The 16,375-nt window shown below is 39.5% G+C and carries 10 protein-coding genes, 2 tRNA genes and 2 rRNA genes; 9 read left to right on the top strand and 5 right to left on the bottom strand.

Going from position 1 to position 16,375, the window contains the following annotated elements; all coding sequences use genetic code 11:
* Window positions 1-81 precede the first annotated feature (81 nt).
* The 5 genes from CVT17_RS09590 to CVT17_RS05935 form a co-directional block, all read right to left on the bottom strand.
* Complete coding sequence (locus CVT17_RS09590) at window positions 82-303, bottom strand: DUF4172 domain-containing protein (protein ID WP_223154482.1); 222 nt, start codon at window positions 301-303, stop codon at window positions 82-84.
* Between the two features lie 142 nt (window positions 304-445).
* A complete protein-coding gene (locus tag CVT17_RS05950; RefSeq protein WP_084041528.1) occupies window positions 446-868 on the bottom strand; it encodes a gamma-glutamyl phosphate reductase in 423 nt (140 codons plus the stop codon).
* A 1-nt stretch (window position 869) separates the two neighbouring features.
* Window positions 870-1,658, bottom strand: a complete 789-nt coding sequence (locus CVT17_RS05945) for a peptidoglycan-binding protein (protein ID WP_107770201.1) — start codon at window positions 1,656-1,658, stop codon at window positions 870-872.
* A gap of 147 nt (window positions 1,659-1,805) precedes the next feature.
* Entirely contained in the window at window positions 1,806-3,617 is a 1,812-nt protein-coding gene (gene glmS, locus CVT17_RS05940; protein ID WP_107770202.1) for a glutamine--fructose-6-phosphate transaminase (isomerizing), read from the bottom strand.
* A 3-nt stretch (window positions 3,618-3,620) separates the two neighbouring features.
* Entirely contained in the window at window positions 3,621-6,116 is a 2,496-nt protein-coding gene (locus tag CVT17_RS05935) for an HD domain-containing protein (protein WP_107858934.1), read from the bottom strand.
* A 110-nt stretch (window positions 6,117-6,226) separates the two neighbouring features.
* Between CVT17_RS05935 and mqnE the strand changes: the two genes are divergently transcribed.
* From mqnE to CVT17_RS05890, 9 genes are all read left to right on the top strand, one after another.
* Window positions 6,227-7,291: an aminofutalosine synthase MqnE gene (gene mqnE / locus CVT17_RS05930; RefSeq protein ID WP_107858935.1), complete on the top strand. Its 1,065-nt coding sequence runs from the start codon at window positions 6,227-6,229 to the stop codon at window positions 7,289-7,291.
* Between the two features lie 11 nt (window positions 7,292-7,302).
* The gene (locus tag CVT17_RS05925) at window positions 7,303-8,595 is read left to right on the top strand and encodes an NCS2 family permease (RefSeq protein ID WP_107858936.1); all 1,293 of its coding nucleotides are present in this window, start codon (window positions 7,303-7,305) and stop codon (window positions 8,593-8,595) included.
* A 12-nt stretch (window positions 8,596-8,607) separates the two neighbouring features.
* Entirely contained in the window at window positions 8,608-9,048 is a 441-nt protein-coding gene (locus CVT17_RS05920; protein WP_107770206.1) for a phosphoribosyltransferase, read from the top strand.
* A 9-nt stretch (window positions 9,049-9,057) separates the two neighbouring features.
* Entirely contained in the window at window positions 9,058-10,275 is a 1,218-nt protein-coding gene (locus CVT17_RS05915) for a glycosyltransferase family 39 protein (protein ID WP_107770207.1), read from the top strand.
* Entirely contained in the window at window positions 10,276-10,977 is a 702-nt protein-coding gene (locus CVT17_RS05910; protein ID WP_087577762.1) for a pilus assembly FimT family protein, read from the top strand.
* A 363-nt stretch (window positions 10,978-11,340) separates the two neighbouring features.
* A 16S ribosomal RNA gene (locus CVT17_RS05905) occupies window positions 11,341-12,851 on the top strand.
* Window positions 12,852-12,945: 94 nt separating this feature from the next.
* Window positions 12,946-13,022: transfer RNA gene (locus CVT17_RS05900), tRNA-Ile, on the top strand.
* Between the two features lie 12 nt (window positions 13,023-13,034).
* A tRNA-Ala gene (locus CVT17_RS05895) sits at window positions 13,035-13,110 on the top strand.
* A gap of 326 nt (window positions 13,111-13,436) precedes the next feature.
* Window positions 13,437-16,340 (top strand): 23S ribosomal RNA (locus tag CVT17_RS05890).
* Together the 16S and 23S rRNA genes with 2 tRNA genes alongside form the textbook arrangement of a ribosomal RNA operon.
* The last annotated feature ends 35 nt before the right edge of the window (window positions 16,341-16,375 follow it).

The following is a 16,375-nucleotide window of genomic DNA, read 5'->3' as shown; positions in this document are numbered from 1 at the left end:
TAGCGAGACTAGATTAACACTGTGTCTAGTCGCATGAGTATCAGCTAGCCAGTCAAAATTTTCATCTAGCCTCTTTTTTATCTACGAGCGAATGCTTGATCTTTTAAGCCTTTCGCCCCCTATGAGAGATGAACTTATTATTTCATCTTCAAGTGCACTAATTTGCACCTTTAAAAGATCGTCTCTGCTGATATTGCTTGTTAGCTCTTTTAAATTTTTATGGTCTTGCTCTAGCTTATTTGTAAGGGTGTCTATTACTCTTTTGTCGAAAGAAAAATTTGGGTAGTTGGGATGTTGTCGTATCCACAGGTTTTGTAATTTTTAATCAATGCACTGAACTTATTTATAGCAGTAAAATTTGGTATATGTATTGTTTTTGATTTGCTATTTGTAGAAGTCGTTTTTTTGTTAGAAAAGAGCCAGTTAAAGTTAAGGCTAGATAAGATTATCTACCTAGCCTATAGTCTCTTCTAGCATCCTTATAACCACGTCTATATCCACGCTCAAAACCATCATCATAGTCGTCATCGTTATAGTAGCCTCCGCGGTAACCACGCTGAAATCTATCATATCTTTCGTACTCATTTCGATAGTATGGGCGGTAGTTAGGCGGATATGGCGCATAGTTTGGATCAACAGGATAGTAGCCATTTGCACGGCAACTATCCTCGTCAAATTTTTCTATTCCGTTGCGAAATTTGTAGCTTTCTATTTTTTTGTCAAAGCTATCAATGCTTCTTATATCGCCATAAATTTTAGCCATTTCTCTTTGATTTATAAGACCACAAAGCCTAGCTTCAACTTTTTTTTCATAACTCATAGCAAACAAAAAAGTCAATGAACAAAATAAAATGGCTAAAAATTTCATGTTATTCTCCTACTTTTAGACTTCCGCCTTTGCCAAGACCGCCTTTTACATTTTGTGCTTTGTAGTCTTTTAGAGCAATAACTAATTGATTCATTGAATCAAGGAAAGCATTTACAAGTGTTTTTCCCTCAGGTGTTCTTGAATATACGCCAAGTCCCGCGCCAAGAGAAGCGCCAGCACCGCCGCCCATGCCAAAGAAGTCAGTGCTAGAAGCTGAGCCAATAGCTGCCGCTAATTGAACACCTGAACGATTTTCTATAAGAACCAATGTGGTTTGTGTCTCTTTTGTTGAAAAACCACCAGCTATAGCACCTGCTACACTACCAAAAAGTGCTTCAACAAGAGCACCTGCACCGCCCGTATCTTCGTTACTAAAGAAAATTTCAGGGCGAATAGTATAATCAGCTGCTACCATTTTACCTTTACCAAAGCCGGAACCACCACGTAGTTCGCCTGATCTATCAAGTGCACGCTCTTGCATCATATTATCCATCATAGCGCCACGTTCAACTATAACAAAACAACCAGTTTGTTGCGCAAGAAGACGCAAAACCGGAATAGTTGATGTGAGCTTGTAGTTGTGTGTTAAATATGAATACCAATCAGAATTTTGGTCTTCATAAAACGCAAGTGTTCCAAGAGTGCTACTGCATTTTTCTATTTTTGTGTTAGCATTATTGTTATTGCTTCCAGCAGCACTGCCAGTTACACCGTTGCTATTGCCAGTTGCACAACCGCTTAAAAGTAAAACTCCAAGGCCTATGCTTAGTAAAGATGAACTTAACTTCATTTTTATCCTTAATATTTAAGTTGGTTTTTTAACATTATATATAAGCAAATATTATAAAAATATTAATATAAGATTTATGTTTAGTAGCATAATGCAAAACTACTTTTATAAAAATTTAAGTAGCCAGCAAGATGCCAGCCACACGAGTTATTCGACAGTCACGCTTTTTGCAAGATTTCTTGGCATATCGACGTTGTTGCCAAGTCTAACAGAAATTTCAAGTGCAAGTAGCTGAAGTACAAGCATCATCTCAAAAAATTCGCTCATATAGTGATCTTGTGCGCTTATTTTTACGTAGTCATCGCTTAGCTCAAACTCAAGTGGGCTTATCGCTAGGATGTAGGCATCTCTTGCAGCAAGCTCTTCGACGTTACTTTTTGCTTTTTCATAAAGTAAATTTTGAGGCATTAAAGCGATTGTAAATAGCTTCTCATCTGCAAGTGCGATAGGACCGTGCTTCATCTCGCCTGATGGATAGCCCTCGGCGTGAAGATATGAGATTTCTTTAAGCTTTAACGCACCTTCAAGTGCTAGTGGATAGAAGATATCTCTACCGATAAAGAAGAAGCCATGTCCGTGTAAATAATGCTTGCTTAGGCGGTGAAGCTTCTCTTGAAGAGAGTTATTGATATTTAAAATTTGTGGGATGTGAAGAAGCGTTTTGATCTCGTGATCAAGCTCTTTTTTGCTGATAGATCCCTTTGCTGCCGCCATTTGAAGCACAAGCATCCAAAGCACGATGATCTGCGTTGCAAAAGCCTTTGTACTTGCCACACCTTTTTCGATGCCAGCGCGAGTTAGAAGAGTATTGTCAGCTAGTCTAACGATAGATGAGTTATCGACGTTGCAAATCGCAAGTGTCTTTAGCCCAGCCTCTTTAGCTATCCTAAGTGCTTCAAGAGTGTCGGCTGTCTCGCCACTTTGTGAGATTACGATGAATAGCGAGTTTTTGTTTAGATAAGGCTTTCTATATCTAAATTCACTTGCTACTTCGACCTTTGTTCTAACTTTAGCAAGTCTTTCAAAAAGATAGCTTGCGGTTAGCGCTGCATGGTAGCTCGTGCCACACGCACAAAGCACTACATCATCGATACCTTTTAGGTATTCATCGTCTAAATTTTCAAGGGTGACTTTGTGGTTTTTGACTCTGCCCATGATGGTTTCAGATACGACTGCACCTTGCTCGTAAATTTCTTTCTCCATAAAAAATGTATAGCCCTCTTTTTGGGCATAACTTTTGTCTTTTGGCAAGGCGTTAAATGTTATGCTAGCCTTTTTGCCGTGTTTAAAAACAGCTATCTCGTCTAAGCTCACATAGCCGTAATTATTGTCATCAAGATATGCCACTTCTGTTGCATTGCCAATAAGTGGAGCGTCTGATGAAGCAAAATATAGCTCTTTTTCATTACTCTTACCTATCGCCATAGGAGCGGCATCTTTTGCAAAAAATATCTTATCAGGCGCAGTTTTGGTGATAAGTAGCGTCGCATATGCACCTCTTAGCTTCGCGATAGTCGCCTCATAAGCTTTAAATGGGTCTTTTTTCTCTTTTAAAATTTCTTCAAAAAGATGCACGATCACCTCAGTATCGGTTTGGCTGACAAATTTCACGCCCTTTGCTTCAAGCTCATCTTTAAGCTCTTTGTAGTTTTCGATGATGCCGTTATGAACGACAAATGAGTGCTCGCCAAGGTGTGGATGAGCGTTTATCTCAGTTGGTTTGCCATGCGTCGCCCAGCGTGTGTGACCTATCGCCACGCCAAAGCCAGTTGATGTAAAGTCCTTTGTCTTTAGGGCTAAATTTTCAAGCTTACCGACAGCCTTAAAAAAGTCGATTTTGTCATCACTCATCACAGCCATACCAGCGCTGTCATATCCTCGGTACTCAAGCTCTTTTAGGCCGCTTAAAATGACCTCTTTTTTCTCTTTATCTCCGATGTATCCTACGATTCCACACATGTTTTACTCGCTTATTAATAAATTTAATATCTCTTCGCCTTTACTCTCAAGTCGCTCGTTTTTCTCGATCAAAAAGAGATTTCTTGTTCTATTTTTGACCGTTTGGATTCTAGCACTCGTGACTTGAAAATGAAGCCTGTCAAAAACACTCATCACATAAGCCATTAGCCCGCGCTGATCTTTTGCGTTGATGCTAAGTTTGGCGTAATCTTTTGAGTGATTTAGCTCGAAGTTTATCTCATCTTTGTTAATGTTTGGTTTCAAAGGCTCTTTTAAAACCTCGCTATTTAGGGATTTTAGAGCTAAATTTTTAGTAATTTCAAGCTCCTCTTTTTTAACATTTTGGTTAAAATCAAGCCTGATATAAAATTTCTTCTCAAATAGCTCAAAAATTTCCATGTATGCTAGGTCAAATTTAGCAAATTCATAGAGCAGGGCACTTAAATTTAGGCTCTTTTTTGTATAGATCTGAATGCTTAAATTTTTAGAGTTGTTTATAAAAATTTCTGTCGCATCTAAGCTATCTGCAGCCTTGCTTAAATTTATGATCTCACTCGCACTATATTTTATAAAGACAAGATTTGATGTGATTTTAAAAATTTTCTCTTGCAGCTTTGACTCAAGCGCCAAAAACTCGCTATTTCGTTTTATGGACTGCTCTTTTTTTACGCGCCTTGTCGCTTCATCAAGTAAATTTTCGTCGCTAAATGCACTAAGAGAAATTTCATAAAGCTCTCTTAAAAGCTTTGCTGTGTAGGCATTATAAAGTCTCTCATTTGTGGCGTTTATCACGCAGTAGCTAAGGATGTAAAGTAGTTTTAAAACCTGTTTGTCGCCCAGCTTTGAGATAAAAGCAAAAATAACGCGTTGCGAATAAATGTCCTCTCTGTTTGAGACGTTGCTCATTAGCGTGTGGTATTTTATCAAGATGACGCCGATATTTACGGCTTTTTGGCTTAAATTTAGCTTGTTTGCATAGGCTCTAAAGATATTAGCGCCGATATTTGCGTGATCTTTACCAAGCCCCTTGCCAACGTCGTGCATTAAAGTCACGATCTTTAGCATTGTTTTACCCTCCAAGCAAAGCTCGGTATAGAGATTTTTTATAAATTTATCTTTTATATTTTCAAGAAATTTTACGCTTAAAATACTATGCTCATCGACTGTAAATTCGTGATAGCCGTCGTACTGAGCTAGCTGGCTGATATGCTCCATTGGCTTTATTAAAATTTGTATCATTTGCGCATCGAGCAATGATTTTAAAATCGCGTAGGAATTTTTTCTTAAAAATATCTTCTTAAACTCGCTTATAGCGTGCTCCAAGCCGCTTTTTGTGATGATGGCTCGCTTGATGTAAAAGATCGCGCTTATGTCAAATTTATAATCCACATCTTTTAGTTCTAAAAGCTCATTTATGAGATCCTCGATGAGAGCTGGCTTTTTATGAAGTGGCACGTAAATAACGCCATTTATTTCGTAAAAGCCATTTTTTAGCCTTGCAAATTTTCTCTGATCAAAATTTAGCTCGCTTTTAAAAAATGGCCTACAAAGAGAAGCGACGATAAACCTCGAATAAATAGCGATATTATTCATTGAGCTTAGCATTTTTTGGCTGATAACGCTTTCGTTATCTTGAAGTTTTTTAGACTTTGTTTGCATAAAATTTGTCGTGATCTCAACGCTTGAAGCGCTAAAAGTATCAGAATTTTGCGTTAAATTTAAGGCAGTTAGCAGGCTTAGTAAAAAGTCCACATTTAGGTTAAAGCTAGCGATCTCTTTTTCATTCATCACTTTTAGGGCTTGTGATCTAACTGAAATGTCGCTATCTAGGCAGTTTAGTATGCAGTTTAGGTGATAAATTTCATCTATCCCACCAAAGCCACTTTTTAGATTTGGCTCTTGGGCTAAGTAGCTGATGCTAGAAAATGGCAAGAATGCCTTTAAATGGTAGTTTAAAAAGGCTTTTTTATCAAATTCTTTTAATTTTACGATCTCGCTTTTTACTAAGCGGTAGAGACTTTTTGAACCACAGATATATCGGACTTGCGATGTTTCGCTTTTAAATTTGAGATCGTCTTTGTAATTTGTAAAAATTTCATCTATTTCAGCGCTTTTTATATAAAAATTTATTCCAGAGCTACTTAAAATTTCGCTAAATTCTTTTAAGAAATTCTTTATGTTGTAGCCTTTTAAATTTTTATAAACTAGTAAAATTTCAAGCTCACTATTTGCGCTAAGTAGAGTTTGGGCGTATTTTCCAGTAGCTAAAACACTAAAAGCAAAGCTGTCATTTTGCGGCACAAAATCATCAAAAAAATCTCGCATAGTTTCATTTAAATAAGATTTTATAAAATCATCATATTCTTTGGCTAAAAAATTTGCAAAATTTCTACCCTGATTTTTTTGAAAATGTTTTGGTAAATTTGCCTTAAAATCAAGAAATTTCTCTTTGATTTTTAAATAATTATTGCTATTTTTGGTACTTTTATCAGCCAGCATTTAATGTTTCCATTGTTAAAAATATCTTGGCAAATGTTACATAATTTTTGCAAAAACAAAGCTTTATTTGCCTATAATAAAGCCTTAAGTTCAGCTTTAGGACGATAAAGATAATGAATCTATTACAAAAACTAGAAAGTGGCGAGAGATTAAGCAAACAAGAGGCTTTTTCGCTTTATGAGCTTGATCTTTTTACCTTGGCTAAATTTGCCGATAAAAAGCGCAGAAAACTGCACGGCAATAAGGTCTTTTTTAATGTAAATCGCCATATCAATCCAACAAATATCTGCGCTGATATCTGTAAATTTTGTGCATTTTCGGCTCACAGAAAAAATCCAAATCCATACTTAATGAGCCACGAAGAAATTTTAAAGATTGTTGATGAGAGTGTGAGTCACGGAGTAAAAGAGATACACATCGTCTCCGCTCACAATGCAAAAAGTGGCTGGCAGTGGTATTTAGAAATTTTTAAAAAGATAAAGGCAGCTCATCCAGAACTTCACGTAAAGGCGATGACGGCAGCTGAGATCGACTTTTTATCAAGGCATTACGGACTAAGTTATGATGAGGTGATAGAAAAGATGCTCGAATACGGCGTCGATAGCATGCCAGGCGGCGGGGCTGAAATTTTTGACGAAGAGGTCAGGGCTAAAATTTGCAAAGGCAAAGTAAGCAGCGAAAACTGGCTCAAAATCCACAAAATGTGGCACGATAAAGGCAAGCAAAGCAACGCAACGATGCTTTTTGGTCACATAGAAAGCCGTGATAACAGAATAGATCATATGCTTAGAATCAGGGGCTTGCAGGATGAAACTGGCGGTTTTAACGCATTTATACCGCTTGTCTATCAAAGAGAAAACAACTACTTAAAAGATGTGAAATTTCTAGGATCAGCTGAAATTTTAAAGACTCTGGCGATCTCACGTCTTGTGCTTGATAATGTCCCACATATCAAAGCTTACTGGGCTACTTCGACGCTAAATTTAGCGATGATCGCTCAGGAATTTGGCGCTGATGATCTTGATGGTACGATAGAAAAAGAGAGCATTCAAAGTGCAGCTGGCGCAAATAGCGCAAATGGCGTTACGCTAAAGACATTTTGTGATCTTATTAAAACATCTGGTTTTACGCCGGTTGAGCGTGATAGCTTATATAACGAACTTAAAATTTACTAAAGGAGCTTGGGGTGAAATTTTTTGACTTAGCACAAAACAAAACGAGTGTGAAGCAGGAATTTGGAGCGGGACTTACGACGTTTTTGGCGATGATGTATATCGTGCCGGTAAATGCGATCATTATGAGCAAAACTGGTATGCCTTATGAGGCACTAATCACTGCAACTGCGCTAATTACCATCTTTTCTACGATATTAAATGGTCTTTGGGCGAACACGCCAGTTGCGATGAGCGTTGGCATGGGACTTAACGCTTATTTTACATTTGGTCTTTGCATCGGTATGAAAGTGGCTTGGCAAACGGCTCTTGGCGTTGTTTTTCTAAGCGGCGTGATATTTGTCGTCTTGTCTTTTACAAATTTTAGGATGTGGATAATTAGATCCATCCCACTTGATCTACGAAGAGCGATAAGCGCTGGTATAGGCACATTTATCAGCTTTGTTGCGTTTCAGCAAATGGGCTTTATCGTAAATAACGACGCGGTTTTGGTTGGCATAGGAAATTTCAGAGATCCAAACGTGCTTCTTGGCGTTTTGGGGCTATTTTTGGTTATTTGCTTTTGGGCGTGGAATATAAAGGGTGCGTTTATCCTAGCTGTGCTTGCTACTTCTGTGATCGCTTGGGTGCTTGGCATCGCTCCTCATCCAACAGAAATTTTCTCAACCCCAGCCTCTATCTCACCGATATTTTTAGAGCTTGACATAAAAGGTGCCTTTAGCCTAGCCTTACTACCAGTTGTTATCACATTTTTTGTGACTGATCTTTTTGACTCGATAGGCACGCTAGCTGGCGTTGGCACAAGGGCTGGAATTTTTGATGAAAACAAAAAAGATGGCGTCGTAAAACTTGAAAAAACTCTTGAAGCTGACGCTATTGCTACGGCAGCTGGCTCACTTGTAGGCGTAAGTACGACCACATCGTTTGTAGAGAGTGCTAGCGGTGTAGAAGAGGGCGGTAGAACCGGTCTAACGGCTGTATTTTGCGGACTTTTATTTATACTTACATTATTTATGTTACCACTTTTTAAAGCGATCCCTGGCAATGCCATTTATCCGATCCTTGTAATGGTTGGTGTGCTTATGTTTGCTGAGCTTGCTAGTATAAATTTCAAAGATCCAGCCATTGCGGTTGCGACATTTTTTATAGTTGTGCTCATCCCACTTACCTATTCGATCACAAATGGCCTTGCATTTGGCTTTATGTCATACGTCATAGTTAAGCTCATAAAGAGAGAATTTAGCGATATAAATTTAGGCGTAGTCGTGCTAGCGCTCATTAGTTTTATCGTATTTTTAGTGCATTGATAAGGATGAAAGATGATATTTTATAGCTACGATGAATTTGCCGTTGATGCTAAAAAGATGGCAAAACAGATAAAAGATGAGTTTGATCCAGAGGTGATACTAGCTGTGGCAAGGGGCGGTCTAACGCTTGGCCACTCGCTAGCTGTCGCGCTTGAAAATAGAAATTTATTTACCCTAAATTCTATCCATTATGAAGATACAAATAAGCTTGATACGATTAATATCTTTAACGTGCCAGATCTTAGCAAATACACTAAAATTTTACTCGTTGATGACATCATCGATAGTGGCGAGAGTATGGTCGAGATAAAAAGAGAGCTGCTCAAACGCTATCCAAATTTAGATATAAAAATAGCGACCGTCTTTTATAAAGAGAAAGCTCTGCTTTTGCCAGAATTTAAGGTAAAAGAGGCTCACGATTGGATTGAGTTTTTTTGGGATATACATATTTAAGGAAAATTTTTGCTAGATAAATTTAGAGAATTTGTTGGACATCACGTCGCCTTTAGCGTATTTTTAATATGTTTGATTGATTGTATATTTTTACTTTATACGGCAAATTCTCTTAGTATAAGTTATAGTGAAGCTGAAATTTTTTTTAACAAACAAAATTTTCTTAGCCATGTTTTAAACTTAAGCGTTCAAATTTTTGATCAAACAGATCTTGCTCTAAGATCTGTGATGATCGCTTTTCATGTAATAAGTGTCGTTTTAATGTATAAGATAAGCAAATTTTACATTAAATTAGAATTTGACAGACTTATTGCGGTATTGCTTTTTATCTTACTTCCTGGCACGCTAGCTTCAGCTCTTATCGTCAATAATGCTGGGCTTTGCGTTATGCTGGCGCTTCTATGTATATACTTTTTCCATATTAAAAATAAAATTTTATTTGTAACATTTTTTTGTCTTGCTTTTTTTATAGATGGCGATTTTTTGATATTTTACGCAGGATTTTTTATATTTGCACTTTACAAAAGAAAGCCGCCTCTTGCTTGGCTAAGTGCTATTTTGTTTTTACTAACACTTTACTTTTTTGGCTTTGATACAAATGGTAGGCCAAGTGGGCACTTTATCGATACTTTTGGTATCTTTGCCGCTGTTTTTTCGCCGTTTATTTTTATCTTTTTTGTCTATACGATTTATAGAATTTGGGTTAAAGAGAAAAAAGATCTTTTATGGTTTATTGCGATTTGCTCGTTTTGCTTTTGTATGATAGTCTCAGTGCGCCAAAGGCTAGAACTTGAGCAGTTTTTGCCATTTTGCGTGATCGCAACGCCACTTATGGTAAGAGTTTTTTTTAATTCGTATCGTGTAAGATTGCCAAAATTTAGAAAAGGCTATAAAATTTGCACGACCTTAGTGATGCTTTTTTTAGCCTTAAACTGGTCGATGATCGTATTTAATCAAATTTTTTACCTATTTTTAGGTAGCCCAACAAAGCATTTTGTCTATAAATTTGATGTTGTAAAAGAGCTTGCTGCTAAATTAAAAGAAGCGGAAATTAAGGATTTATACACTGATAATAAAAAGCTTGCATTAAGACTTAAATTTTATGGTATAGACGTAAGAGATGAGTCTAAAAATTTATTGGTAAGCGCCGATCTAGATGGAAAATCAAAATTTTGCATAGAAAAAATGGGAAAAGTAATCGCAAATTTTGATGTAAGAGGCAGGTAGATGCATAAAAACAAGGGTTTTACTGTTATAGAGCTTATCTTTGTGATTATTGCCGTGGGCATACTTGCAGCAATGATCATACCAAGGCTAGAAATAAACGGAGCCAGAGAGGCAGCCACGCAGATGCTAACGCATATAAGGTACGCCCAGCACCTTGCCATGCAAGATGATAAATTTGTACATTCTGAAAATGAAAAATTTTGGTTTAAAATGAGATGGGGGATAGCTATCAATGACACTAGTTTGCAAGAGTGCTCAGTAGATGAGCCTGGAGTTAAATCTTGGAAATATAGTATTTTTTATGATAAAAGAGGTAGTGGTAATAAATTTAGTGGTAATTTAAATTCCAAAGAAGAGGTTGCCATCGATACACAAAAATCAAACAAATTCTTAAGTGCGGGCTGGAGAGGCATTCCTCAATCCTATTGTAATAAAATTAATATAGATTTAAATATTGAAAAAAAATATGGCATAAAATCGGTTAAATTTGTCGGTAGTTGCGGAAAAGGCAAAACACAAACCATTGATTTTGACGAATTAGGTAGGCCTATGAGAGTGGTAAGTGTTACTAACAATAAAGGAGCGAAAAGACCTTATTCAAGACTATTAAAAGGTGATTGTAAGATAGTTTTAACAGATAAAAATAACAATGTAGCCTCTATAAATATAGAAAAAAGAAGTGGATACGCATATATAAACTAAACCCTATAAACCCACTAATAAAAATACACAATTTAAATTTTTAAAACATCCAACAATTTTTTCTCAAATTCCCTAATTATTTCAACTATCTTTAAGTATTACTCGTATATAATTCCAGCTCACGAAACGAGAAACCACCTTTAACTTCATTGGTTAATAAAGCCTTTTCTTTTTATCGTTGTTCTTTTAATTTACAATTGTTAAACTATTAGTCAATCTTTGAAATCTAAACAAGTGATCGATTGAGCCAGTCTATTATTTTATAATTATAATAGATTAGACAAACTAATAAATAAAACTAAAAGTTTTTTTGATTAAAAACTTCATAATAAAATCCTATCAAATAAATTTTGCTAGGTAATTAATATGGAGAGTTTGATCCTGGCTCAGAGTGAACGCTGGCGGCGTGCCTAATACATGCAAGTCGAACGGACAAGTAAGAGCTTGCTCTTATGAGTTAGTGGCGCACGGGTGAGTAATGTATAGCTAATCTGCCCTACACTAGAGGACAACAGTTGGAAACGGCTGCTAATACTCTATACTCCTGTCTTACATAAGTTAGATAGGGAAAGTTTTTCGGTGTAGGATGAGGCTATATTGTATCAGCTAGTTGGTGAGGTAATGGCTCACCAAGGCTATGACGCATAACTGGTCTGAGAGGATGATCAGTCACACTGGAACTGAGACACGGTCCAGACTCCTACGGGAGGCAGCAGTAGGGAATATTGCTCAATGGGGGAAACCCTGAAGCAGCAACGCCGCGTGGAGGATGACACTTTTCGGAGCGTAAACTCCTTTTGTTAGGGAAGAACAATGACGGTACCTAACGAATAAGCACCGGCTAACTCCGTGCCAGCAGCCGCGGTAATACGGAGGGTGCAAGCGTTACTCGGAATCACTGGGCGTAAAGGACGCGTAGGCGGATTATCAAGTCTCTTGTGAAATCCTATGGCTTAACCATAGAACTGCTTGGGAAACTGGTAATCTAGAGTGAGGGAGAGGCAGATGGAATTGGTGGTGTAGGGGTAAAATCCGTAGAGATCACCAGGAATACCCATTGCGAAGGCGATCTGCTGGAACTCAACTGACGCTAATGCGTGAAAGCGTGGGGAGCAAACAGGATTAGATACCCTGGTAGTCCACGCCCTAAACGATGTATACTAGTTGTTGCTAAGCTAGTCTTGGCAGTAATGCACCTAACGGATTAAGTATACCGCCTGGGGAGTACGGTCGCAAGATTAAAACTCAAAGGAATAGACGGGGACCCGCACAAGCGGTGGAGCATGTGGTTTAATTCGAAGATACGCGAAGAACCTTACCCGGACTTGATATCTAACAAATCATCTAGAGATAGAAGAGTGTCTGCTTGCAGAAATGTTAAGACAGGTGCTGCACGGCTGTCGTCAGCTCGTGTCGTGAGATGTTGGGTTAAGTCCCGCAACGAGCGCAACCCACGTCATTAGTTGCTAACAGTTCGGCTGAGCACTCTAATGAGACTGCCTTCGTAAGGAGGAGGAAGGTGTGGACGACGTCAAGTCATCATGGCCCTTATGTCCGGGGCGACACACGTGCTACAATGGCATATACAATGAGAAGCAATATCGCGAGATGGAGCAAATCTATAAAATATGTCCCAGTTCGGATTGGAGTCTGCAACTCGACTCCATGAAGCCGGAATCGCTAGTAATCGTAGATCAGCCATGCTACGGTGAATACGTTCCCGGGTCTTGTACTCACCGCCCGTCACACCATGGGAGTTGATTTCACTCGAAGCCGGAATACTAAATTAGTTACCGTCCACAGTGGAATCAGCGACTGGGGTGAAGTCGTAACAAGGTAACCGTAGGAGAACCTGCGGTTGGATCACCTCCTTTCTAGAGTACATATAGATATTCTCTCACAAGATATCTATAAGAAAGATATTCTCAATCATCCTTGTTTAGTTTTGAAAGATTGATAGACCTATAGGGGCCTATAGCTCAGCTGGTTAGAGTGCACCCCTGATAAGGGTGAGGTCACAAGTTCAAGTCTTGTTAGGCCCACCAGAGAATTTAATTGGGGAATTAGCTCAGCTGGGAGAGCGCCTGCTTTGCACGCAGGAGGTCAGCGGTTCGATCCCGCTATTCTCCACCATAAAATAGTTTAACTATATTAAGTCTAATTAGAGAGCTTAAAAATTAAACTTTCTAATTAGACTTTTGTCTAAATGTTCTTTTAATTAATATTGTTAATAGTCACAAGCAAGTTTTAAAAACAATTTTACAGGACTTGTTAAAGATTTAAATTTCTATTCTCTTTGCATTTAATGCAAAAGTTTGACATCACAATCTATTTAGGATTTAAAACTTATCTAAATAGTAGTCAATGCTTTCCGTCTTGAGAGCTGGGATTTAAATTTAGTAACATAAAGTTATCTTTAACAAGGAAGTGATGCGAATTAGAATAATCTAATATAGAAAAGGTAAGCTACAAAGAGCAAGTGGTGGATGCCTTGGCTAGTAGAGGCGATGAAAGACGTGCCAGGCTGCGATAAGTCTCGGGGAGCCGTCAAGGGGCTTTGATCCGGGAATTTCTGAATGGGGCAACCCAGTTAAGCGCGAGCTTAACTACCTAATATGGAGCGAACGAGGGGAATTGAAACATCTTAGTACCCTCAGGAAAAGAAATCAAAAGAGATTACGCTAGTAGCGGCGAGCGAACGCGTAAGAGGGCAAACCGTTAGTTTACTAACGGGGTTGTAGGACTGCAATATAGACTAAACTTAGCTAATAGAATAATTTGGAAAGATTAAGCATAGAGGGTGATACTCCCGTATATGAAAGCTTTGTTTTACTTAGCAGTATCCTGAGTAGGGCGGAACACGTGATATTCTGTCTGAAGCTGGGTAGACCACTATCCAACCCTAAATACTACTACTAGACCGATAGTGCACAAGTACCGTGAGGGAAAGGTGAAAAGAACTGAGGTGATCAGAGTGAAATAGAACCTGAAACCATTTGCTTACAATCATTCAGAGCCCTATGATTTATCAGGGTGATGGACTGCCTTTTGCATAATGAGCCTGCGAGTTGTGATGTCTGGCAAGGTTAAGGAAACCCGGAGCCGTAGCGAAAGCGAGTCTTAATAGGGCGTTTAGTCAGACGTTGCAGACCCGAAACGATGTGATCTATCCATGAGCAGGTTGAAACCGGTGTAAGAGCCGGTGGAGGACCGAACCCGCTAGCGTTGAAAAGCTATGGGATGACTTGTGGATAGGGGTGAAAGGCCAATCAAACATCGTGATAGCTGGTTCTCTCCGAAATATATTTAGGTATAGCGTCATGTAGTAACACTAGGGGGTAGAGCACTGAATGGGCTAGGGCATACACCAATGTACCAAACCCTATCAAACTCCGAATACCTAGTGTGTAATCATGGCAGTCAGGCGGCGAGTGATAAAATCCGTCGTCGAGAGGGGAACAACCCAGACTAACAGCTAAGGTCCCTAAATCTCATTTAAGTGGAAAACGATGTGGAGTTACTTAAACAACCAGGAGGTTGGCTTAGAAGCAGCCATCCTTTAAAGAAAGCGTAATAGCTCACTGGTCTAGTGATTCTGCGCGGAAAATATAACGGGGCTAAAATGAGTACCGAAGCTTTAGACTTAGTTTTACTAAGTGGTAGGAGAGCGTTGTATTTGCGTTGAAGGTATACCGGTAAGGAGTGCTGGAGCGAATACAAGTGAGCATGCAGGCATGAGTAGCGATAATTGGGGTGAGAATCCCCAACGCCGTAAACCCAAGGTTTCCTACGCGATGCTCGTCATCGTAGGGTTAGCCGGGTCCTAAGCAAAGTCCGAAAGGGGTATGCGATGGAAAATTGGTTAATATTCCAATGCCAACTATAATGTGCGATGGAAGGACGCTTAGAGTTAAGCAAGCTAGCGGATGGTAGTGCTAGTCGAAAGGTGTAGGTTAAGATTCAGGCAAATCCGGATCTTTTTAAGCCGAGACCCCACAGGCGTTTGAAGTTCTTCGGAATGGATAGCGAATTGCCGATACTGTCGAGCCAAGAAAAGTTTCTAAGTTTAGTTATAGTTGCCCGTACCGTAAACCGACACAGGTGGGTGGGATGAGTATTCTAAGGCGCGTGGAAGAACTCTCTTCAAGGAACTCTGCAAAATAGCACCGTATCTTCGGTATAAGGTGTGCCTAACTTTGTTAAGGATTTACTCCGTAAGCATTGAAGGTTACAACAAAGAGTCCCTCCCGACTGTTTACCAAAAACACAGCACTCTGCTAACTCGTAAGAGGATGTATAGGGTGTGACGCCTGCCCGGTGCTCGAAGGTTAATTGATGACGTTAGCTCTGCGAAGCGTTTGATCGAAGCCCGAGTAAACGGCGGCCGTAACTATAACGGTCCTAAGGTAGCGAAATTCCTTGTCGATTAAATATCGACCTGCATGAATGGCGTAACGAGATGGGAGCTGTCTCGAAGAGGGATCCAGTGAAATTGTAGTGGAGGTGAAAATTCCTCCTACCCGCGGCAAGACGGAAAGACCCCGTGGACCTTTACTACAGCTTGACACTGCTATTGGGATAAAAATGTGCAGGATAGGTGGGAGGCTTTGATCCATAGACGCCAGTTTATGGTGAGCCATTGTTGAGATACCACTCTTTTTTATTCTGATAGCTAACTAGCTTGAGTTATCCTCAAGTAGGACAATGTCTGGTGGGTAGTTTGACTGGGGCGGTCGCCTCCCAAAATGTAACGGAGGCTTACAAAGGTTGGCTCAGAACGGTTGGAAATCGTTCGTAGAGTATAAAGGCATAAGCCAGCTTAACTGCGAGACATACACGTCAAGCAGAGACGAAAGTCGGTCTTAGTGATCCGGTGGTTCTGTGTGGAAGGGCCATCGCTCAAAGGATAAAAGGTACCCCGGGGATAACAGGCTGATCTCCCCCAAGAGCTCACATCGACGGGGAGGTTTGGCACCTCGATGTCGGCTCATCGCATCCTGGGGCTGGAGCAGGTCCCAAGGGTATGGCTGTTCGCCATTTAAAGCGGTACGCGAGCTGGGTTCAGAACGTCGTGAGACAGTTCGGTCCCTATCTGCCGTGGGCGTAAGAAGATTGAGGAGAGTTGACCCTAGTACGAGAGGACCGGGTCGAACCAACCACTGGTGTACGAGTTGTTCTGCCAAGAGCACCGCTCGGTAGCTATGTTGGGATGTGATAACTGCTGAAAGCATCTAAGCAGGAAGCCAACTCCAAGATGAATCTTCTTTTAAGAGCTCATATAGACTATGTGTTTGATAGGCTGGGTGTGTAATGGATGAAAGTCCTTTAGCTGACCAGTACTAATAGCTCGTCTGCTTATCTTTTTATAAGCATCACTTCCTTGTTAAGGATAAAAACT

The sequence above is a fragment of the Campylobacter concisus genome (assembly GCF_003048775.2).
Lineage (GTDB): Bacteria > Campylobacterota > Campylobacteria > Campylobacterales > Campylobacteraceae > Campylobacter_A > Campylobacter_A concisus_I.
Note: the sequence above shows the minus strand (reverse complement) of the source record. Positions and strands in the feature narration are given on the sequence as shown.